21 protein-coding genes and 1 riboswitch are annotated in these 20,472 nt (G+C 64.5%); of the genes, 13 read left to right on the forward strand and 8 right to left on the reverse strand.

The window, feature by feature from the left end; all coding sequences use genetic code 11:
* Window positions 1-27 precede the first annotated feature (27 nt).
* From M1E07_RS18830 to M1E07_RS18845, 4 genes are all read right to left on the reverse strand, one after another.
* Window positions 28-732, reverse strand: a complete 705-nt coding sequence (locus M1E07_RS18830; protein ID WP_461188140.1) for a nucleotide exchange factor GrpE — start codon at window positions 730-732, stop codon at window positions 28-30.
* Window positions 733-734: 2 nt separating this feature from the next.
* Window positions 735-2,606, reverse strand: coding sequence for a molecular chaperone DnaK (dnaK, locus tag M1E07_RS18835; protein ID WP_461188141.1), 1,872 nt, complete (start codon window positions 2,604-2,606; stop codon window positions 735-737).
* Window positions 2,607-2,849: 243 nt separating this feature from the next.
* Window positions 2,850-3,146, reverse strand: coding sequence for a hypothetical protein (locus tag M1E07_RS18840; RefSeq protein ID WP_461188142.1), 297 nt, complete (start codon window positions 3,144-3,146; stop codon window positions 2,850-2,852).
* A 123-nt stretch (window positions 3,147-3,269) separates the two neighbouring features.
* Window positions 3,270-5,480 carry an MMPL family transporter gene (locus M1E07_RS18845; protein ID WP_461188143.1) on the reverse strand — a complete coding sequence of 737 codons (2,211 nt, stop codon included), beginning with the start codon at window positions 5,478-5,480 and terminating at the stop codon, window positions 3,270-3,272.
* 208 nt (window positions 5,481-5,688) lie between these two features.
* Between M1E07_RS18845 and M1E07_RS18850 the strand changes: the two genes are divergently transcribed.
* The 7 genes from M1E07_RS18850 to pabB all read left to right on the forward strand — a co-directional run bounded on the left by M1E07_RS18850 (window position 5,689) and on the right by pabB (window position 11,314).
* A complete protein-coding gene (locus M1E07_RS18850; protein WP_461188144.1) occupies window positions 5,689-6,213 on the forward strand; it encodes a MarR family winged helix-turn-helix transcriptional regulator in 525 nt (174 codons plus the stop codon).
* Window positions 6,214-6,283: 70 nt separating this feature from the next.
* Window positions 6,284-7,102: a methyltransferase domain-containing protein gene (locus M1E07_RS18855; RefSeq protein ID WP_461188145.1), complete on the forward strand. Its 819-nt coding sequence runs from the start codon at window positions 6,284-6,286 to the stop codon at window positions 7,100-7,102.
* Between the two features lie 90 nt (window positions 7,103-7,192).
* Window positions 7,193-7,492, forward strand: coding sequence for a type II toxin-antitoxin system Phd/YefM family antitoxin (locus tag M1E07_RS18860; protein WP_461188146.1), 300 nt, complete (start codon window positions 7,193-7,195; stop codon window positions 7,490-7,492).
* A complete protein-coding gene (locus tag M1E07_RS18865) occupies window positions 7,492-7,881 on the forward strand; it encodes a type II toxin-antitoxin system VapC family toxin (RefSeq protein ID WP_461190440.1) in 390 nt (129 codons plus the stop codon). Before M1E07_RS18860 ends, M1E07_RS18865 begins: the two co-directional genes overlap by 1 nt.
* Window positions 7,882-7,902: 21 nt before the next feature.
* Window positions 7,903-8,526 (forward strand): LysE family transporter, encoded by a 624-nt coding sequence (locus M1E07_RS18870; RefSeq protein WP_461188147.1) that lies wholly within the window; start codon window positions 7,903-7,905, stop codon window positions 8,524-8,526.
* Window positions 8,527-8,659: 133 nt separating this feature from the next.
* Window positions 8,660-9,193: a low molecular weight protein-tyrosine-phosphatase gene (locus tag M1E07_RS18875; protein WP_461188148.1), complete on the forward strand. Its 534-nt coding sequence runs from the start codon at window positions 8,660-8,662 to the stop codon at window positions 9,191-9,193.
* A 33-nt stretch (window positions 9,194-9,226) separates the two neighbouring features.
* A complete protein-coding gene (gene pabB, locus M1E07_RS18880; RefSeq protein WP_461188149.1) occupies window positions 9,227-11,314 on the forward strand; it encodes an aminodeoxychorismate synthase component I in 2,088 nt (695 codons plus the stop codon).
* Between the two features lie 17 nt (window positions 11,315-11,331).
* On the opposite strand, the gene cls is transcribed toward pabB, so the two are convergent.
* Window positions 11,332-12,804 (reverse strand): cardiolipin synthase, encoded by a 1,473-nt coding sequence (cls, locus tag M1E07_RS18885; RefSeq protein WP_461190441.1) that lies wholly within the window; start codon window positions 12,802-12,804, stop codon window positions 11,332-11,334.
* 98 nt (window positions 12,805-12,902) lie between these two features.
* Between cls and M1E07_RS18890 the strand changes: the two genes are divergently transcribed.
* Window positions 12,903-13,829, forward strand: coding sequence for an aminodeoxychorismate lyase (locus M1E07_RS18890; protein WP_461188150.1), 927 nt, complete (start codon window positions 12,903-12,905; stop codon window positions 13,827-13,829).
* Between the two features lie 49 nt (window positions 13,830-13,878).
* Here M1E07_RS18890 and M1E07_RS18895 read toward each other — a convergent pair whose 3' ends face one another.
* On the reverse strand, window positions 13,879-14,589 hold the full coding sequence (locus tag M1E07_RS18895) for a TetR/AcrR family transcriptional regulator C-terminal domain-containing protein (RefSeq protein WP_461188151.1): 711 nt from the start codon (window positions 14,587-14,589) through the stop codon (window positions 13,879-13,881).
* A gap of 231 nt (window positions 14,590-14,820) precedes the next feature.
* Here M1E07_RS18895 and M1E07_RS18900 point away from each other — a divergent pair, with 231 nt between their 5' ends.
* Entirely contained in the window at window positions 14,821-15,075 is a 255-nt protein-coding gene (locus M1E07_RS18900) for a hypothetical protein (RefSeq protein ID WP_461188152.1), read from the forward strand.
* A gap of 69 nt (window positions 15,076-15,144) precedes the next feature.
* On the opposite strand, the gene M1E07_RS18905 is transcribed toward M1E07_RS18900, so the two are convergent.
* Window positions 15,145-15,816 carry a Rid family hydrolase gene (locus M1E07_RS18905; RefSeq protein WP_461188153.1) on the reverse strand — a complete coding sequence of 224 codons (672 nt, stop codon included), beginning with the start codon at window positions 15,814-15,816 and terminating at the stop codon, window positions 15,145-15,147.
* A 50-nt stretch (window positions 15,817-15,866) separates the two neighbouring features.
* On the reverse strand, window positions 15,867-17,471 hold the full coding sequence (locus M1E07_RS18910; RefSeq protein ID WP_461188154.1) for a flavin monoamine oxidase family protein: 1,605 nt from the start codon (window positions 17,469-17,471) through the stop codon (window positions 15,867-15,869).
* A 148-nt stretch (window positions 17,472-17,619) separates the two neighbouring features.
* On the opposite strand from M1E07_RS18910, the gene M1E07_RS18915 reads away from it, so the two are divergent.
* The 4 genes from M1E07_RS18915 (at window position 17,620) to M1E07_RS18930 (ending at window position 20,339) form a co-directional block, all read left to right on the forward strand.
* Window positions 17,620-18,321, forward strand: a complete 702-nt coding sequence (locus M1E07_RS18915; protein WP_461188155.1) for a GNAT family N-acetyltransferase — start codon at window positions 17,620-17,622, stop codon at window positions 18,319-18,321.
* Window positions 18,317-18,431, forward strand: a riboswitch (SAM riboswitch). Its footprint overlaps the gene before it by 5 nt.
* 13 nt (window positions 18,432-18,444) lie before the next feature.
* A complete protein-coding gene (locus tag M1E07_RS18920) occupies window positions 18,445-18,723 on the forward strand; it encodes a DUF1737 domain-containing protein (protein WP_461188156.1) in 279 nt (92 codons plus the stop codon).
* A complete protein-coding gene (locus tag M1E07_RS18925; protein WP_461188157.1) occupies window positions 18,720-19,130 on the forward strand; it encodes a rhodanese-like domain-containing protein in 411 nt (136 codons plus the stop codon). Before M1E07_RS18920 ends, M1E07_RS18925 begins: the two co-directional genes overlap by 4 nt.
* Complete coding sequence (locus M1E07_RS18930) at window positions 19,131-20,339, forward strand: O-succinylhomoserine sulfhydrylase (protein WP_461188158.1); 1,209 nt, start codon at window positions 19,131-19,133, stop codon at window positions 20,337-20,339.
* Window positions 20,340-20,472: the final 133 nt, after the last annotated feature.

Raw genomic sequence — 20,472 nt, forward strand, 5'->3', positions numbered from 1 at the left:
CGAACTGCCATCTCAATTGGGGTGATGCTAAGCCGGAACAGCAACAATCACTTGAGCTGCGCGAAGGACGCGTTCGCCTGACTTGTAGCCGGAGCGGAGGACCTGGCTGACGGTGTCAACTTCGATGTCCTCGCCGGGCTGCTGGATGAGGGCCTCGTGGATCGTGGGATCGAACTCTACGCCGGTCTCATCGATGCGTGCCAGGCCATAGGTCTTCAGCGCGTTCTCCAGCTTGGTGGCGATCGCGGCAAAGGGTCCATCGGCGAGGTCGCCGTGCTGCCGGGCGGCGTCGACGTCGTCCAGCACCGGAAGCAGGGAGTTCAGGACGCCGATGACGGCCATCTCCCCTGCGACGGCGCGGTCGCGTTCAACGCGCTTGCGGTAGTTGACGTACTCGGCCTGCAGGCGGAGGAGGTCGTTCTTCAGCTCGGCGGCCTCAGCGGAGGTGGACCCCGCCGGGGCACCCTGGGCCACGGATTCCTCGGCCGGCACCTCGATGCCGTTGAGGATTTCCTCGGCCTGGGCCAGCGCGTCGCCGTCGGAATCCGATGCCTCGGAACCGGCAGCCGGGGCGGACTCGCCGCTCTCGGGGTGCCGGGCCTCCCCGGTCACCGGGTCAACCTTGCGGTTGTCCCGGATGACCGGCTCCTGGTGGCCGTTGCCCTGCTGCTCCTGGAGGTGCCCTTCACGGGGTGACGTGTTGTGCTCTTCCTCGTTACCGTGGTGCGGCATGGCTACTTCTTCGCTTCGTCTTCGTCGATGATCTCGGCGTCGACGATGTCTTCGTCAGCAGCCTTGTCGCCGGCAGGAGCTCCGCCTTCAGCACCCGCGGCACCGGTTGCGCCGTTGGGGGAACCGGCCTGGGAGTAGATGGCCTCGCCCAGCTTGCCCTGGGAAGCCTGCAGCTTCTCGAAGGCGGCCTTCACCGCGGCGTCGTCCGTGCCTTCGAGCGCCTTCTTGAGGTCGTCGACGTCGGCCTGGACCTCGGTCTTGACCTCTTCAGGCAGCTTGTCTGCGTTGTCGGCAATGAGCTTGTCCACGGAGTAGGCGAGCTGCTCGGCGGTGTTGCGGGTGTCGGTTGCCTCGCGGCGGGCCTTGTCCTCTGCTGCGTGCTCCTCGGCATCCTTGACCATGCGGTCGATGTCTTCCTTGGAGAGGCTGGAACCACCCGTGATGGTCATGGACTGTTCCTTGCCGGTGCCCTTGTCCTTTGCGGAAACGTGGACGATGCCGTTGGCGTCGATGTCGAAGGTGACCTCAACCTGCGGGACCCCGCGCGGAGCCGGTGCGATGCCGGTCAGCTCGAAGGTGCCCAGCGGCTTGTTGTCGCGGGTGAACTCACGCTCGCCCTGGAAGACCTGGATGGCCACGGAGGGCTGGTTGTCGTCAGCAGTGGTGAAGGTCTCGGACCGCTTGGTGGGGATGGCGGTGTTGCGCTCGATCAGGTGCGTCATCACGCCGCCCTTGGTTTCGATGCCGAGGGACAGCGGGGTGACGTCGATCAGGAGGACGTCCTTGCGCTCACCCTTGAGCACGCCGGCCTGGAGGGCTGCGCCAACGGCCACAACCTCATCCGGGTTTACGCCCTTGTTCGGCTCCTTGCCGCCGGCGAGTTCCTTGACCAGCTCGGAAACGGCGGGCATGCGGGTGGAGCCGCCGACGAGGACGATGTGGTTGATGTCGGAGAGCTTGATGCCGGCTTCCTTGATCACATCGTGGAACGGCTTCTTGGTGCGCTCCAGCAGGTCCTTGGTGAGGTCCTGGAACTTGGCGCGGGTCAGCTGCTCGTCCAGGTGGACCGGGCCGTCGGGGGTGACGGACAGGTACTGGAGGGAGACGTTGGTGCTGGTGGAGGAGGAGAGTTCCTTCTTTGCCTGCTCGGCTGCTTCGCGGAGGCGCTGGAGGGCAATCTTGTCCTTGGAGAGGTCGATGCCCTTGACCTTGAGCTGGTTCAGCAGGTAGTCAACAACACGCTGGTCCCAGTCGTCGCCGCCCAGGCGGTTGTCACCGGCGGTGGCGCGGACCTGGATGGTGGAGAAGTTGTCTTCGTCCTTGCCGACTTCCAGCAGGGAGACGTCGAAGGTTCCGCCGCCGAGGTCGAAGACCAGGATGAGTTCGTCTTCCTTGCCCTTGTCCAGGCCGTAGGCCAGTGCAGCCGCGGTGGGCTCGTTGACGATGCGCAGGACGTTCAGGCCTGCGATCTCGCCGGCTTCCTTGGTGGCCTGGCGCTCGGCGTCGTTGAAGTACGCCGGAACGGTGATCACGGCGTCGGTGACCTTTTCACCCAGGTAGGACTCGGCGTCGTTCTTCAGCTTCATGAGCGTACGAGCGGAGATTTCCTGCGGGGTGTACTTCTTGTCGTCGATGGCGACGGTCCAGTGCGTGCCCATGTGGCGCTTCACGGACGCAATGGTGCGGTCGATGTTGTTGACGGCCTGGCGCTTGGCGATCTCGCCAACCAGGACCTCGCCGGACTTGGAGAATGCAACGACCGACGGCGTGGTGCGGCCACCCTCGGCGTTGGCAATAACGGTGGGCTCGCCACCTTCGAGAACGGAGACGACGGAGTTGGTGGTTCCGAGGTCGATACCTACTGCACGTGACATGTGTTGCTTCCTTCTTTCCTTGGAAACTGCGGGCGCCCAGACAATTGAGCGTTCTGCACTCAACTTTACTCAGGGCGCCAACGATGTCAATCCAAAGTTGAGCGCAGCCCGCTCAACTTTGCGGTCCGGCCGCCCGGAGAGGCCCCAGGTTTCCACGGAATGAAGGGCTTTAAAGCCGACGGCGGCGGCTCTCCGTTTCGCTGCTGGAGAACGCCGCCGCCGGACTTGCCTGCCCTGGGGGTGCTACCTGTCGCTGTCCCGGTCGCCGTGAAGGGGTCCCCGCTCCTCCGCCGTGGTGTTGACCTGCCCGTCGGTAAGCCTCTCGCGGATACTGTCGGTTTCGTGTGCCGTTCCGGCGGTGCCGGCAGAGCCGTAGTCGCCATCCTCATATTCCCCGTCTTCGAGGTTCCCTGCGGGTTCCCCGACGGTGCCGGCATCACCGTAGTCGCCGTCCACGTACTGCCCGCCCTCACCTTCCAGTCCCGGGGCAGTGCTTCCCTTGCGGGGCTCCTCACCAAAGGTTTCCTGGTTCTCGGTCATGGTGCATCTCTCCTTTGAGTTCCGCGTCCATGCGGGCGCATGTGCAGTCTATCCAGCACGCGTTTCCGTCAACAGGGCCATTCCAGCGCGGGGGCCGGGCCAGCCATGCCCGGGGCCCCGGACCTACCGGCGGCCGGCTCCTTCCAGGTCGGTCTCGACGCTCCCGCCGGCCTCGCGCCGCCGCACGGCCGGGTCCAGTTCCGGGCGGCCAGGCCTGCCCGGCCACCAGATCCGCGGACCGATGTCGTAAGCCAGGGCCGGCACCAGCAGCGAGCGCACCAGGACGGTATCCAGCAGCACCCCGAAGGCGACGATGAACGCCAGTTGCACCAGGAACATGATGGGAATGACACCCAGTGCGGCAAAGGTCGCTGCCAGCACCACGCCGGCCGAGGTAATCACACCGCCGGTGACGCTGAGTCCCCGGAGGATGCCGGGCCGGGTGCCGTGCTTAAGGGATTCCTCGCGGACCCGGCTCATCAGGAAGATGTTGTAGTCCACGCCGAGCGCCACCAGGAACACAAAACCGAACAACGGAACCGTGGCATCTGCCCCCGGGAAGCCAAGGAGGTTGTTGAACACCAACGCCGAGACACCCATGGCGGCCGCGTAAGAGAGCACCACCGAGAGCACCAGCAGGACCGGCGCGAGGACGGAGCGGAGCAGCAGCATCAGGATGAAAAGGATGACCACCAGCACAACCGGAATGATGATCACCAGGTCCCGCTGGGCAGTGGTGTTGGTGTCCAGGGCCGTGGCCGTCACGCCGCCCACTAACGCGCCCGCGTCCACGGCCTTGACCTCCGCCCGGAGGGCCTTTACGGCGTCCTCGGCCTCGAGTGAATCCGCAGCGAAGTTCAGGGTGGCGTTGATCAGGACCTTTCCTTCACGGACGTCAGGGGCACTGGGAGCACCGGGGACTCCGGTGATGGGCACCGAACCCTGCGCCAACAGATAAGCCTCGCCCACGCCGTCGGCCGCCTTCACGGTGTCCAGCACCTCCTGCGCCTTGCCCTGATCCGCAACCACGACGGCGGGGCTGCCGCTGCCGGCGTCGAAATGGCGTGCCAGGGCGTCCTGGCCGTCCACGGCATTGGACGCGCTGAGGATGACGTCCGTCTGCGGGACGCCATTGGCCTTGAGCTGCAGAACCCCGGCGGAACCCGCCAACAGAAGCAGTACCGAGGCAACCCAGACAATACGGGGGCGCCGCGAAACCAGTGAGCCGGTGGCCTGCCACAACCCTTTCTGGCCTTCCAGCCCGGTCACGATCTCCAGCTCCTGCTCATCCGCCTGCGCGAGCTTCGGGCGGAAGGGCCAGAATGCCGCGCGGCCCAGGAGTGCCATCAGCGCGGGAAGCAGGGTCAGGGCCGCAAACAGCGAACAGAGGATGCCTGCAGCGGCCACAGGACCCAGGGCTTTGTTCGAGTTCAGGTCCGAGAAGAGCAGGCACAGCAGCGCGATGATCACGGTGGCGCCGGAGGCCAGGATGGGCTCGAAGGAAGCTTTCCAGGCGGTCAGCGTGGCAGCGGTGCGGTTGGCGGTGTGGGTGAGGGCTTCGCGGAACCTTGCTACATACAGCAAGGCGTAGTCCGTGGCGGCTCCGATTACCAGGATGGAGAGGATGCCCTGGCTTTGGCCGTTGAGCTGGATCCAGCCGGCCTTGGCCATGCCAAAGACCAGCAGAATGGCCGCGCACAGCGCGAAAACAGAGGTCAGCAGCACCACGATGGGCAGCAGCAGTGAACGGTAGACAATCAGGAGGATCACGAACACCGCGGCCAGCGCCACCAGCAAGAGGATGCCGTCGATGCCGGCGAAAGCTGCGGTCAGGTCAGCCGCCAGCCCCGCAGGTCCCGTTACGAAGGTGCGCGTGCCTTCGGGTGCTGCCTCGGCCACGGAGTCCCTCAACTCCTGGACGGCCTCCTTGATCCCGGCTGAAGAATCAATGGGAGCGATGTACTGGACCGCCTTGCCGTCCTCAGACGCGATGGGACCGATGACTGCGCTGCCCAGCTCCAGGCGCTCAAGCTCCGTCCGCAGGCCTACCACCTCGCCCAGCTGCGCAGGAGTCAGGGTCTCATCGCTTTCCAGGACTATGACGCCGGGAACCTCATCGGAGTCCCGGAACTTTGCCTGCCAGCCCTGCGCGGCGGTGGCCTCCGCGCTGGCGGGCAGGAAGGATGCCTGGTCGTTGGAGGAGACTTCCTCCAACCGTCCGAAGGTGGGCCCGCCGGCCCCGGCGAGGGCCAGCCAGGTCAGTACCAGGATTACGGGCAGCAGCCAGCGCAGCCAGAACGGGACGCGTTCCTTGGCGTGGGAGTGGGAGTTCATGATGCCTTCCGATGGGCGACGGGAGTAGGATTAACTCCATCCTAGAGTATCTCCATCATAGAGATAAGAGGATGGCTAGCTTTTCTTCGCCAACGCCCGATAAGAAGGGGCTTGCCTCGCTGAAGTAATATCCGTCAGTACGGTTTGCGGCTGTTGCCGCCCGGGCGGGAAACCCGCCCGCACGGAAATAAAATTTTTGGAGGTGGACATGGCAGGCGATACGACAGACGCTGCCACTGGTCCTCCAATGGGTGCGCGGCCACACCCGCTGGTTCGGCTCCTTCAGGAATTCACATTGGAGGCCAACCGCTACGTGGACACCGCAGGCGGGCATAAGGACATGCACAGGACGGACCTGAATGCGCTGGCAGTCATCATGCGCCACACCGCGAACGGCGGCACCGTCACGCCCGGGCTTCTCCGCAAGGAGTTGAACCTCAGCTCGCCTGCCACCACGGCGCTGATTGACAGGCTGGACAGGTCCGGACATGTCGTGCGCGAACGTGACAGCGCGGACCGCCGGCAGGTCCACCTTCGGATGACGCCCAAGGCATTCCAGGACGGCGGCGCCATCTTCGCCCCCCTTTCGCGCCGGATGGGCAGCGCAATGGCGAACTTCAGCCAGGAGGACTTGGAAACAGTCACCCGTTTCATGACGGCCATGGTGGAAGCCACGGTGGCCGCACGGGAAGAATCGTCCAGCGCACCCAGCTCCCCCACCACCCCAAAGTAGGTCGCGCCAGGTGTCGTTTTGCCGGCCTAAACGACACCTGGAGCCACCCAGTTGGGGGTAGCGTTTGGTTATGAGTGCGCAGCAGCCTGAAGACGACGTTTACACGCACGGCCATCATGAGTCGGTGGTCCGCGCCCATGCCGCCAGGACGGCCGAGAATTCCGCGGCGTTTGTCCTGCCGCACCTCACGCCCGGCGCCGAGGTGCTCGACGTCGGCTGCGGCCCGGGCAGCATCACTTGCGATTTCGCCGTTCTGGTAAACGCCGGAAAGGTCACCGGGCTGGATCGATCGCCGGACATCATTGCCCAGGCAAAGGCCCTCGCCGTTGAGCGCGGGGTAGCCAACGTCGAGTTTGCGGCCGGGAACATCTACGACCTCGACTTTGAGGACGAATCGTTCGACGTCGTGCATGCCCACCAGGTGCTGCAGCACCTGACCGATCCCGTGGAGGCACTGCGGGAGATGCGCCGCGTCGCAAAGCCCGGCGGGATCGTAGCCGTACGCGATGCCGACTTCCACGGCATGAGCTGGTACCCCGCCATCCCCGAACTGGACGAGTGGATGGAGTTGTACCAACGCATTGCACGGCGCAACGGAGCAGAGCCCGACGCCGGGCGGCGGCTTGTCAGCTGGGCCCAGTCCGCGGGCTTCACCGACGTCGCGCCCACCAGCAGCAACTGGCTTTACGCCACTGGGCAGCAGCGGCGCTGGCAGGCCCGGGTCTGGGGCGAACGGGTGCTGCACTCCGCTTTCGCCGAGCAGGCGCTGGAATACGGCTTCGCCAACCCTGCGGACCTTTCCAGGATTTCCGCCGGCTGGCACCGCTGGGGATCCACCGACGACGGCTGGTTCCTGATCCCCAACGGCGAGGTCATCGCCCGGGCATAGAGCCCCTGCCTACCCCTTCAGAGCCTGCCGATTTCCACATAGCCATGCTGAGGCTGCCATTGCCTGTCGCCTCGGGAATATCGTCGGCCCATGACCTACTACGGCGAAAATGAATACTGGGCCGAACCTTACACAGTGGAGGTTGACCAACTAGACTTGGTCAACATGGGACAGTACAACGTCCAGGAAGCAAAGACGCGCTTGTCCGAGCTGTTGAACCAGGTGGAAAATGGCGAAGACGTGGTCATCGCCAAGGCCGGCAGACCGGTTGCCAGGCTGGTCAAAATCGAGCGTCCCCACAAGCGGGAACTGGGCTTCCTGGGCCCACTTCACATTCCTGATGAGTTTTACGAGCCCTGGAGTGATGAGGAAATGGGTGCCGCCGAGTGATGCGGCTCCTACTGGATACCCATGTTTTCCTCTGGGCAGTTGCCGAACCGAAGCGGCTCTCCAGTAAAGCCAGGAGCTCCATCACCAAGCTGGAAAACCAGATATACGTTTCGCCGGTGACGGCATACGAACTGTCGTACAAGCACCGCCAGGGGAAGTTGCCGTCCGGCGCTGCAATTGTTGCGAGCTTTGGACGACAGGTAGCCCATCTCTACGCTTCCGAGCTGGCCGTTTCCTCGCCACATACTTTGGCGGCAGGGCAACTGGACTGGGACCACAAGGATCCCTTTGACCGCATGCTCACTGCGCAGGCGATGGTGGAGGGGCTTACGCTCGTCACGGCGGATGAAGACCTTCAGGCTTTCGAACCCGTGGCCACCCTCTGGTGAGGACGGCCCTAAACTTGACTGGTGCAATTCTCCCTTTGGCTCGCCTTGGCTGGTGCCGGCGCCCTGATCAGCTTCACTCCCGGCGCCGGAGCCATCAACACCATGAGCAACTCCCTGAACGCCGGCTTCCGCCGCTCCATCTGGGGCATCCTCGGCCAGCAGGCAGCCCTGGTAATCCACGTGGTGATCGTGGCCCTTGGCGTCGGGGTGCTGGTGGCCAGCTCGCCTGTGGCCTTCAACGTCATCCGCTATGCCGGCGCTGCATATCTGGTCTATCTGGGAATCAGGCAGTTCCTGAGCAAGCCGGATCTCGAGCAGGAGAAAATTGCGGGCCTCCGGAACGAGCCCGCCTGGTCCATCTTCCGCCGCGGGCTTTGGGTGAACCTGCTGAACCCGAAGGCGATCGTCTTCTTCCTGGCTTTTATGCCGCAGTTCATCCGCCCGGAACAACCCCTCCTGGCCCAGTACGCAGTACTTACCGCAACGGTCGTGGCCATCGACATCCTGGTGATGTGGTTCTTTTTTGCGGCCGCAGCGCGGTCCTTCGAGCGGTTCACGCACAGCGCCCGCGGGCAGCTGATCCTCAACCGCGCATTCGGTGTTCTCTTTGTCGCCGTGGGCATCCTGCTGGCCCTTCTCCACTGACCTCCGCGGCCGCTGCCCGCGAGCGCCAAGCGGGAACGAGATGTGACGAAGAAGCAAAGCTTCTTTACAGGCGAGTCAATTTTTATGAAACTCCCGCTAGCCAACAAGGCCCATTAGCACGCATGCTTACTATATGAACTCAATGTCGAGCCCATACCGCGTCATCGCTGTCTGCACCGGAAATATCTGCCGTTCCCCCATGGCCGAGCTGATGCTTGCCGCGGCGCTGGAACGCGAGGGGCTGGACAGCGTGGTAATGGTGGACTCCGCGGGCACCACCGGCTACGAGGCGGGCCGGCCCATAGATCCGCGTGCCGCCCGCCGGCTGTCGGCAACGCAGCTCCTCTCCGATAAGCACTTAGCCCGGGAGTGGCAGCCCGCATGGTTCCGGGAACGCGACCTGGTCCTCGCGCTGGACATTGACCACTACGCCTGGCTGAGCCAATCGGCTCCGGACCAGGAGTCACGGGACAAGATCCGCATGCTGCGCAGCTTTGATCCCCTGCTGGCGGAAAAAGACCTGCTGGACCAGGGCATCGAGGATCCCTGGTACGGCGGGCAGTCCGATTTCGACGCCGTATGGCACCAGATTCGCGCCGCACTGCCCGGGCTCGTGAACTACATCAAAGGTGCCGTCATCAAGGATGCCCAGCTCCTGCGCAGATGAAAGCCCTGCAGGGATAAAGGTACGCTCTAACCCATGAGCCCAGCCCCCGTCATCATTGCAATTGACGGACGCTCGGGCGCAGGGAAAACAACGCTCGCCGTTGAACTGGCAGCACGGCTGCGCGTCCACCACAGGGTCTCGCTGTTCCACCTCGAGGACATCTACCCCGGCTGGAATGGACTGATGGCCGGCGTTGAGCGCTACGTCGCCACCGTCCTCGAACCCCTGAACCATGGTGAGGCGGCAACGTGGACCAGCTGGGACTGGGAGAAACATTACGACGGCGACGCCCGCGTTACGCTGCCGGCCGAGATTGTCATCGTCGAGGGCGTAGGCTCGGCTGCCGCCGCAGCACGCCCCCTCCTCGACGCCATTATTTGGGCGGACTCGCCGGAGGCGGCACGCCGGACCCGCGCCCTGGACCGCGACGGCGGAACCTACGAACCGTACTGGGACCAATGGGCGGCACAGGAAGAGGAGTGGCTGAGCGCCGACGACGTCCCGCGCCACGCTGACGTGCGCGTCCTGAACCGCGCCGACGGCACAGCCGCTGCCGACGTGCTCCGGCTCCTGCCGTACCTCCCCGCGCTGGCCACTGCCCTCTCCCCTGAACTGTCCGCCCGCCGCGGCCTGAGCCTGCGCGCGGATCGCCTGGAGCTGCGCCCGGATGCGGCCATGCTGTTCAACGCGCTCTACGGCGGCTCACCCAACGCCGTCTGGCTGGACTCGTCCAACGCGGTTCCTGCAGCCGGGACATGGGGGCACGAGCCCGGGTCCGCAGCTGCCGAGCGCAGCCGCTTCAGCATCATGGCGGACGACGGCGGCCTGTCCGGCCAGTCGGTGACGCACCGCTCCGGCGAAAGCCTGATCAGCGCAGGCTGCGCCACAGCAACGGTGGAAGGCCCTTTCTTCCGCTGGCTGGACACGGTATGGGGCGGCCCAGCTGTGGGCACCCCGGATGGCTACCCCGGCGAATTCACCCTTGGCTGGCTGGGATGCCTTGGGTACGAACTCAAGCGGGAAACCGGCGGAGCCGACCTTTCCGCCCCCACCCCGGATGCCGCCTTGATCTTCGCCGGCAGGGCAGTGGTCCTTGACCATGCCGCAGGCACTGCCTGGCTCCTGGCCCTGGACGTTCCCGACGTGGATCAGTGGCTCAGCGACGCCCGGGCAGCCGCCGAAGCTGCCTCCCATCCCGCTGCTCCGCCGGCGTTGCCAGCCCCAGCGGGCGGCAGCAACGGCGTCGTACCATCCGTTGGGTCCGTGTTCAGGAGCCGCGACACCAGCGACGCTTACAAGGCGAAAATCGCCGCGGCGCAGCACGAAATCGCCGAAGGAAACACCTACGAGGTGTGCCTGACCACGTCACTCACAGCCAGGGTCCCCGCCGCTGAGCTGGACCCGTGGGAAACATACCTGGCCCTGCGCCGCAAAAACCCCGCCCCCTTTGCCAGCTTTCTTCGGTTCGGCAGCCTCACGGTGGCCAGCACCTCGCCCGAGCGCTTCCTGAAGGTAGCGTCCGACGGCGGCATGCGCGCGGAACCCATCAAGGGAACCCGGCGCCGGGGCTCCGATCCCGCTGAAGATGCCCGGCTGCGCTCGGACCTCGAAACGTCCCTGAAGGACCGCGCAGAAAACATTATGATCGTTGACCTGCTGCGGAACGACCTCAGCCATTTTGCGATCCCCGGTTCCGTAACAGTGGGCCGGCTCTGTGCCATCGAAAGCTACGCCACTGTCCACCAGATGGTCAGCACCATCGACGCGCAGCTGCGGCGCGGATCGTCGCGGGCCGAGGCGGTGGCAGCCTGTTTCCCTGCCGGCTCCATGACCGGTGCGCCAAAGATCAGTACCATGGCCATCCTGGACCGGCTGGAAGTCGAAGGGCGCGGGCTGTACTCCGGCGCCGTCGGCTACTTTTCGCTGAATGGCGCGACGGACCTCGCCGTCGCCATCCGAACGCTGGTGATCCGCGGGGAAGGCGACGGAACGGCGGAACTGTCGCTCGGCGTCGGCGGTGCCATTACTGCCGACTCGGACGCGGACGAGGAGTACGAGGAAATCAGGACCAAGGCCTTCGGCGTCCTCTCGACGCTGGGCGCGGAGTTCCCGGGCGCCTGAACGGCTCCTGAACGCCGCTACTGGACAGTTGCCGTCAACCTCGCCACGTTGTCCACATACCGTGCCGCCAGCGGTCGGCGGAGCCAGTCCGCCAGCTTGAGCTCATGGGAGATGTCCCGGTAGGTGTCTTCCACGGCGCGCATCTTGGTGACAATGTCCGCCCCCAGCAGCATCACCGACACCTCGAGGTTCAGCGAAAAGGAGCGCATGTCCATGTTGCTGGATCCGAGGACCGCCACTTCGTCGTCGATGGTGAAGTGCTTGGCGTGGAGCACAAACGGGGCTTTGTACAGGAAAATCCGGACGCCGGCCTCAAGCAGGGCCTCGTAGTAGGAACGCTGCGCGTGATGGACCAGGAACTGGTCCCCCTTCTCGGAAACGAACAGCTCTACATCCACTCCCCGCTGTGCGGCGGTGGTGATGGCATAGAGCAGAGAATCGTCCGGGACGAAGTACGGGCTGCAGATGGAGATCCGGTGCTGGGCCGAGTAGATGAGGGTGTTGAAGAGCCGCAGGTTGTTTTCGGTGATGAACCCCGGGCCGCTGGGAACCACCTGCGCGGTGACATTGCCGGGGTGCGGGTTCGCCGGGAGCTGCAGCTGGTGTTCCAGGGACTCGTCGGTTTCGCTCAGCCAGTCGGTGGCGAAGACGACGTTCAGGGTGGTGACGATCGGTCCGTGGAGGCGTGCCATGAGCTCCACCCACTCCCGGCCTGCCTTGCGGTGCCTCGGGTTGTTGTAGGAAGGCTCGATCAGGTTCTGGGAGCCGGTGAAAGCGATTTCGCCGTCGATAACCATGATCTTGCGGTGGTTCCGCAGGTCGGGTCGGCGCCACTGGCCGTGTATGGGCAGGAGCGGGAGCATCCGCTTCCACTGGATCTTGCTGGCCCTGAGCCTTTTCAGGAGCTTGTGGTAGCCCTTCACGCGGAGAGTGCCGATGTGGTCAAAGAGCACCCGGACTTCCACGCCGCGTTCGGCCGCTTCTTCAAGGGCGGTCAGGAGGTCGTTGGTGATGTGGTCCGTGCTCATGATGTAGAACTCGGCGTTGACGAACCTCTTCGCCTTCCGCACCGCCTGCGTCATGTGCAGGATCGAATCCGGGTAGCCCGGGATGAGGTCCACGGAATTGCCGTCCACCATGGGCAGCGAGCCCAGCCGCCGGTTCAACTCCGCCGCGGACCTCACCCATTCGGGCCCGGGGTAGTCGCTCTCCACGTCAGCGAGCGATGAAATTCCGGCGCGCACCCGTTCGTTGACTTGCTGCTGCTGCTCACGGCGGCGGCTGGACAGCCTGAAGTTGCCAAACAGCAGGAAAAGGATGATGCCCACGAACGGGACAAAGAAGATGCCCAGCAGCCAGGCCATGGCCGTGGTGGGCCGGCGGTTGCCAGGGATGATGCCCACGGCCAGCACCCTGATCACCAAGTCGGCGACAGCCAGCAGCACCACGATCCAAGTCGGTGCGGAACCGGCAAGCGAAAATGGCCACAACACTGAATAAACCCCCGGAGGATGGGCTCCCGGCGGACGGTTTCCGGCCGGGGCACTTTGCCCAGCTTATCCGCGGGACGCCGCACTAAGCTGGAGCCATGACCTCTCCAGCTTCTGTGGTTCTCGTGTTCCTTGATCCCGCTTTCCCGGATGGCCGGTTGGCCGATGCATCCAAGCCGCAGTTGCTGGTGACGGACCAGGGCGCCACGCGGGGCGACGGGATCTTCGAGACCATGCTGGCGGTGGACGGAAGCGTGCGAAAAATCCAGGCCCATTTGGACCGCCTGGCGGGGTCCGCCGAGGCGCTGGACCTCGCCATTCCCAGTGGGGAGGAGTGGCGCCGCGCCATCGCAACAGCCCTGTCCGAACACCGCAGCCGGCATCTTCCTGGATCCGGAGCCGACGAGCTGGTGGTGAAGCTGGTGGTGACCCGCGGCGCGGAGGGCGCCCCAGCCCCCACCTCCTGGGTCCAGGTTTCCCCTGTCGGGGCAGCCGGGCGCCGCCAGCGCGAGGCCGGCATCGACGTGATCCTCCTTGACCGGGGCTACGACAGCGACGTTGCCGAGCGCGCCCCCTGGCTGCTGCTGGGCGCGAAGACGCTCTCCTACGCCATTAACATGGCCGCCCTGCGGCACGCCAACAGGCAGGGCGCCGACGACGTCATCTTCATCTCCTCTGATGGCCGGGTCCTGGAGGGCCCCACGTCGACCGTGCTGATGGCACACGTGGAGACGTCCGACGGCGGCGCTTCTGTCAAGCGCCTCATCACACCGCAGCTGGACAGCGGCATCCTTCCCGGGACGTCCCAGGGTGCGTTGTTTGCTGCAGCCAAGGCTGCTGGCTGGGAATTGGGCTACGGCCCGCTGGAGCCGCAGGATCTGCTGGACGCCGACGCCGTCTGGTTGATTTCGAGCGTCCGCATGCTCGCGCCGGTGAACCGGATCGACGGCAAGGAGATCGGCACACCGTCGGCGCAGAAGGAGCTGACGGCCGAACTGAACGAGCTGTTCGCCGGTATTCAGTGACGAGGCGGGCGGAGCGCCTCTGCTAAGTCCCGTCGGGGGAATACTCGAACTAGGCGGGTGTAGCGGCCGGGTGCTTTGAGAGCTGCGCTTCAAGTCCGGTTAGCAGGATGGTCAGTCCCTGGTCAAGCTCTGTCGCGCCGTCGTAGTCGGAAAGGTCCGGAGCCAGCGCCCTCAGCCGGGGGAATTCCTTGGCCGGCAGCCGGTGCAGGCCGAGCCGCAGCAGTGCTTCGTTTTCTTCCGGATCGACCACATATTCCTGCAGTTCGTTCAGGATGTGGCCGTAGAGGAAGCCGTAGTAGGCGCGGTAGACATGCAGTGCACCGGCGGGGTTGAACCCTGCCCCGATCAGCAGGGAAAGGATCTGCTCGAGTGGCCGCAAGGTGCCCAGCGGACGCAGGCCCAGCGGTGTGGAGAGCGGCCTGGTCACCAGCAGCGGCACCACATTGGGGTGTTTGAGCGCGAGCAGCCGCAGGTTGTGTGCGATGCCCCGGAGCTGCTTTTTCCAGTCCGGGTCCTCGGGATGGATGGTGAGCTGGTTGAGGACCAGCTCGGACACTCCGTCAAGCAATGCAGCCCGGTTCTCCGCATAACGGTAGAGGCTCATGGGGTCACGGCCCAGCTCCTGGCCCAACCGGCGCATCGTCAGCGCGTCCAGGCCCTCAGCGTCCACCAGTTCGAGGGCTTTGGCCAGCACCAGCTCGCGGCTGAGCCGGGCCTTCCGGCCGCGGTCTTCGGTGCCTGGGGTCTTCCGGGAGGACATGTGTTTTACCGTTCTGGAGCCGTCAGCAAGTGATGCCTGAAGGCAATTCGGGACGCTTGCTGTATTTGTAGTCTACGGCTAAAGTCTACAGTGTAGACGAGGTGTTAGCGCCGCCTTACATCATCGATTCCTAAGGATTCGATCACGCTCGGTGGCCCCGTGCAGGGCATTGAGTATTTCGCTGCTGTAGCCGAACGGCGGTACAAACGCACTTAGCGAAGGGACGCCGTCATGGCACATTCGCAGTTCGATACATTTCTCCAGGAAGCCACCCACCTCGACCAAGCCTCGGACCACACCCTCAACGATGACCGTCTTTACGGCCTATATACCAGCTGGTGCTACGTCAACCAGCAGGCGCCCGGCCAGGAGTCCGTTTTCTGGGCAGCGATGAAACACCGGATTACCCCGGGTTTCAACGGCCTGAGGATGAAGGGCCCTGCGGCCGCCGACTACATCCTGACAAGCTCCCCAGGGCTCGTATAAGCATCGGAATTAAAGAAGGCGTGGAGCGCTGCCCCCAGGGGCAGCGCTCCACGCCTTCTTGTTTTTCCGCTATTTGCCTCCAGAAGCTGGATATGCGGCGTCCACCTCCACCTCCACGAGCCAGCCGTTGACGGGGAGGTTCTCGATCTCGAGGGCGAACCGGGAAGGCCGGGCAGGGTTGGGCACAAACGGGTCGGCCGGAGCGGCTGACCCCAGCGGCACCTTGATTGCGGAACCGTCCGCGAGGCTGGTGTTCGCAAAGTACTGCCGGTATGCACGGTTCCAGCCGTCAAAGTCGGCCTTTTCGGCACCGGCGGGGTTCTGAAGGAAGACGCGCATGCTGATGACGTCGTCGTAATTCAAACCCGCCTGGGCAAGGTTTTCGCCGATCCTGCGGAGGGCATTGATGCCCTGCGCTTCGGTGATGGTGACACCCGCAGGGAGGGCCCCGCCGGGGAAGACTCCGGTGTCCACATAGCGCTGTTCACTGCCGGCAGGGGCAGTGACGTTGAGGGCTGACGGCCCCAGCCCGCTGGTCTTGTAAATGGGCGTATTCGCTCCGATGGCCACGCCGTTGGCGATCATCGGGTTGTCCTGGCCGGCGGGCAGGTTGGAGACCGTGGTGCGTGGCTTCGGATCCGTGAGGTCCTTGAATACGGCGGGCGCAGCGAAAGCTGCAGTGGCTGTGAGGCTGATGCCGGCGATGCCGGCGGCGATCAGGGAAATGCGGCGTCGGAACATGGGCTTCTTTCGGGGCTCGGCTTGGGTGTGTGGGGGAGCAACGGCGGGCATCATCCGGCCACCGTTGCTGCTACCCGGCTGTGCAGGGATGTCACGGCAGCCCGGGCAGAGGTCATGGCGCCGTGCTGCCAGGCGATGGCATGGCTCAAGTGGTCCCCGGCGAAGTAGATATTGCCGGAAGGTTCCAGCAGCTTGGCGTACTTGGCGTCCGTCTGTGACGGCCAGCCCACCCAGGCGCCTTCCGAGAACGCCGTGCTTCCCCAGTCAACGGAGAACGACGACGAGACGTCCTTCCGATAAACGTCACCGTGGATCCTGGCACCCTGGTCCAAGGCCCGGCTGAGGCGCTTTTGTGGACTGAGTTCCTTGTAGACGCGCGCGCTGGGTCCGGTGTTGTAATAGCCGACCATGGTGCCGCGTTGTCCGTGGAAGCCGGTGGATGGGTACCACATGTTGCCGAGGTCGATGTTGGTGTTGGTGATTCCGCCGTAAATACGGTGGTCCTCCTCCCACCAGCGGCGGGAGTACTCAATGCCGATCTTGCCGGCATCTCTGGGGCTGGCGAATTTCAGCGCATCGAGAACGTCGACGGGGAGGTTGCCCGGAACCTTGGCGGCGATGTGCGGCGGCAGGGTGCAGACGGCGAAGTCGGCTTCGATTTTCCTGGCTTGGCCGCCCGGGTTGGTGTATTCCACCGCGACGCCGGCAGCCGTGTTGTTCATGGACAGGACCTGGGCCCCGTAAACGAACTTGTCCTTGCCGATGGCGGCTTCGAAAGCGTAGGGAATGCGGTCCATGCCGCCCACGGGCTGGAACATCATCATGGCCTGGTCCCAGCCGAATTCGAAGGAGAAGTAGTTGCCAACACCACTGGCGAAGACATCTGACAGTGCATCCGGCGCCAAAGGTGTTCCCGCTTCCAAGCCCGCGCCGGGGGCAATTGAGTAGCCCTTGCGGCCCGTGCCGGTGTATTTGAAGCTTGCTGCAGGGTCGCCGGTAACCCTTCCACCGATGGCCCCGAAGTTCTGCAGGAAGGAGATCAGGTTCTCCTTGTCTGCCGTACTCATGTAGCTGTCCAAGGCACCCTGGTCCGTGGCTTTGGCCAGGAGCTCAGATACGTAGCCGTACACGTCGGCTTTGGCGGCACGGTGGCGGACGGGGGTGTTGGAGAGCTTGGTGTTGCCCTCCCGGAACAGGTAGCCGTCGGCGTTCTGGTTGGTGAACGGCTCGATGGCCACTCCCAGTTCCTTGCAGTAGTCCAAGGTGATGTGGTGCTGGGGAATCCGGCCCGGGCCGGCATTCATGTACTGGTCCTTGGAAAAGGTTGCGCGCTGGGTAATCCCGCGCAGGTCCGTTTCCTCCGTACCGCCGCGCACGGTCCAGTTGCGTCCGCCCGGGCGCATCCTTGCCTCCAGGATGGTGACCTTGTAGCCTGCCTTGCCCAACTCGTAAGCCGTCGTCAGGCCGGCTATGCCGCCGCCCAGAATGACAACGCTCTTACCTTTGCCCTGCAGGTCATCTGCGCGGGGTGCGGCAAAAGCCGGAGCGGCCGTGTCCGGCGCCAGCCCCATGGCCGCCATCGTTTGGTACATCACCCCGGCTCCCCCGACCATTCCCACATAGCGGAGGAAGTTCCTGCGAGTAGCATCTGACATATTTTTCCCTTTCACCGGAGTGTTACGAGGTGAGCGTAGGGGCGGAATGTTTCGTCAAAGTCTGTGACAATTTCGGTGTTGTAGCATTCACATTTCTGGAAGGTAAACGCCCACGCAGGACGCGGGATGGTGTTGTGGAAGGAAGAACATGACGGACGGAACCGGTTCTGCGCGCGGGACGGCTGGCCGGATACCGGCTCACTCTCCCCAGCCCCTAATTCCCGGAGTCAGCATCCGCCTGCTGGACGGCGGCGACGCTGAATCCTTGGCGCAGGCGTATGGGCGCAACCGCAGGTTCCTGGCACCGTGGGAGCCGAAGCGGGATGACACTTTTTTCACACCCGCCCACCAACTGGACATCATCCGGGCTAAACGGGGTCACTACGAGCTGGGCACGGAGGTCCCGTGGGTCTTGGTTGCGGAGGACGACGACGGCACTGCCACCAGCGGCCCGGGCGGGGACGGCACCCGCATCGCCGGAACCATCACCCTGACGGGCATCGTCCGCGGGCCTTTCCTCAGCGCCAACCTGGGTTATTGGGTGGACCAGGACCTTAACGGGCGCGGGATCGGGGCGGCAGCGGTGCATTTTGCCGTCGGGTATGCACAGCGGGAACTCGGACTGCACCGCGTCCAGGCCGCCACCCTGCTACATAACACGGCCTCCAGGCGCATCCTGCAGCGTTCCGGGTTTCGGGAAATCGGCGTGGCATCGGAGTACCTGAAAATTGCCGGCACATGGCAGGACCATCTGCTCCATCAGCTCATCCTGCCGCAGGGTTCAGTTACGGAACATGACGACGACGGCGGTGCGGCCCCGCGTGCCAAGTGTTACGTTTTTGGGGAGTAATGAGTACCGGCGCCAAGCCCTGACTGGCCGGTCGGCAACCCTCCTTTCGCGGCGGGGTGCCTCAGGTGAATACTCGGCATATCGACCGATTCGAGTTGCAAGCGTGAGAGAAGGAGATCCGTCATGTCCGACGCACCCGCCCCTGAAGAGAGACTTTCGTACCGGCTTGTCACCGGGCCGGATGACAGGTCTTTCTGTGAACGGATTTCGAGCGCCCTGGCTGAGGGCTACGTGCTTCACGGCAGCCCGGCCGCAACGTTCAACGGCGGTCAGGTGATAGTTGCGCAGGCCCTGGTCCTTCCGGCAGCCATTGCATCCGCCGATGCCGCCGTTGCCACCGCGGTGGATGACCTTGAAGCCGCCGGCGAAGACCTCGAGTTCGACGGCGAGGGCCATGCATGAGATACGCAGGAGACCTGACGCCCCAGGAGGCGTGGGACAAGCTGGAGCAGGGCGCCATCCTGGTGGACGTGCGCACCGAGGGCGAGTGGGCCCACATCGGCATCCCTGACACCAAGGCCACCGACAACGATCCGCTGTTCATCCAATGGACGTTCCCCGGCGGCATCCCCAACCCTGACTTCATCAGCGCCCTCACCCAGCAGGCGCCGGAGGACGCTTCGGCCGAGCTGGTATTCCTGTGCCGCTCCGGCCAGCGCTCCATCGCAGCCGCCATTGCTGCCACCCAGGCCGGCTTCACCTCCTACAACGTGCTGGAGGGCTTCGAGGGCGAGCCGGACCGCTACGGCGAACGCACCGTCAACGGCTGGAAGAACCGCGGCCTGCCAACCAATCTGGGAAAGAATTAAGTGACCTTCAACGAAGACGCCGCCGGCTGGAGCCCCGACACCCAAGCCGTCCGGGGCGGCCTGGACCGCACCAATTTCCAGGAAACCAGCGAGGCGGTGTTCCTGAACTCGGGCTTCGTCTATGAATCCGCCGCCGCGGCTGAACGCGCCTTCACGGGCGAGGACGAGCGCTTCGTGTACTCCCGCTACGGCAACCCCTCCGTGGCCACTTTCCAGGAGCGGCTCCGTCTCCTCGAGGGAACCGAGGCGTGCTTTGCTACGGCGTCCGGCATGTCCGCCGTCTTCACAGCCCTCGGTGCATTGTTGGCGGCCGGCGACCGCGTGGTTGCCGCCCGCTCGCTGTTCGGTTCCTGCTTTGTGATCCTTAACGAGATCCTTCCGCGGTGGGGCGTCGAGACGGTGTTCGTGGACGGCCCGGACCTGGAGCAGTGGCGCGCCGCTCTGTCCCAGCCCACCACCGCGGTGTTCTTCGAGTCGCCCTCCAACCCGATGCAGGAGATCGTGGACATTGCCGCGGTCAGCGAACTCGCGCATGCCGCAGGTGCCACCGTCGTCGTCGACAATGTCTTTGCCACTCCCCTGCTGCAGCGCTGCGGCCAATTCGGCACCGACGTCATTGTCTACTCCGGCACCAAACACATTGACGGCCAGGGCAGGGTACTGGGCGGCGCCATCCTGGGCACCAAGGAATTCATCGAGGGCCCGGTCAAGCAGCTTATGCGGCACACGGGCCCGTCGCTGTCCCCCTTCAACGCCTGGGTCCTCACCAAGGGGCTCGAGACCATGGCCTTGCGCGTCAACCACTCCTCCGCTTCAGCCCTGCAGCTGGCCGAGTGGCTCGAGCAGCAGCCTGCCGTGAGCTGGGTAAAGTACCCGCTCCTGAAATCGCACCCGCAATACGAACTCGCCGCCAGGCAGATGAGTGCCGGCGGCACGGTCCTCACCCTGGAACTTGCGACGACGGGTGGCCGCTCCGGCAAGGAGGCCGCCTTTGCGCTGCTGGATGGGCTGCGCATCATCGATATCTCGAATAACCTGGGAGATTCCAAGTCCCTGATCACCCACCCTGCCACCACCACGCACCGGGCGATGGGACCTGAGGGCCGCGCGGCCATCGGCCTGAGTGATGGCGTTGTTCGGCTCTCGGTGGGGCTTGAGGACGTGGACGATCTGATTCGCGACCTGGAACAGGCACTCAAGCAGATTTAGCTCTGGCTGGCATGAGGTCCCGGTTCCGCTCCGGCACCGCGGCCATTTGCCGCTTGCTGCTCCTTTGTCGCTCTGACGCAAGCTACACAAATGGCCCGGCCCACTCGCTGGGTTCCATTGCGCAACGGAATTC

The sequence above is a fragment of the Arthrobacter sp. Z4-13 genome (genome assembly GCF_054792705.1).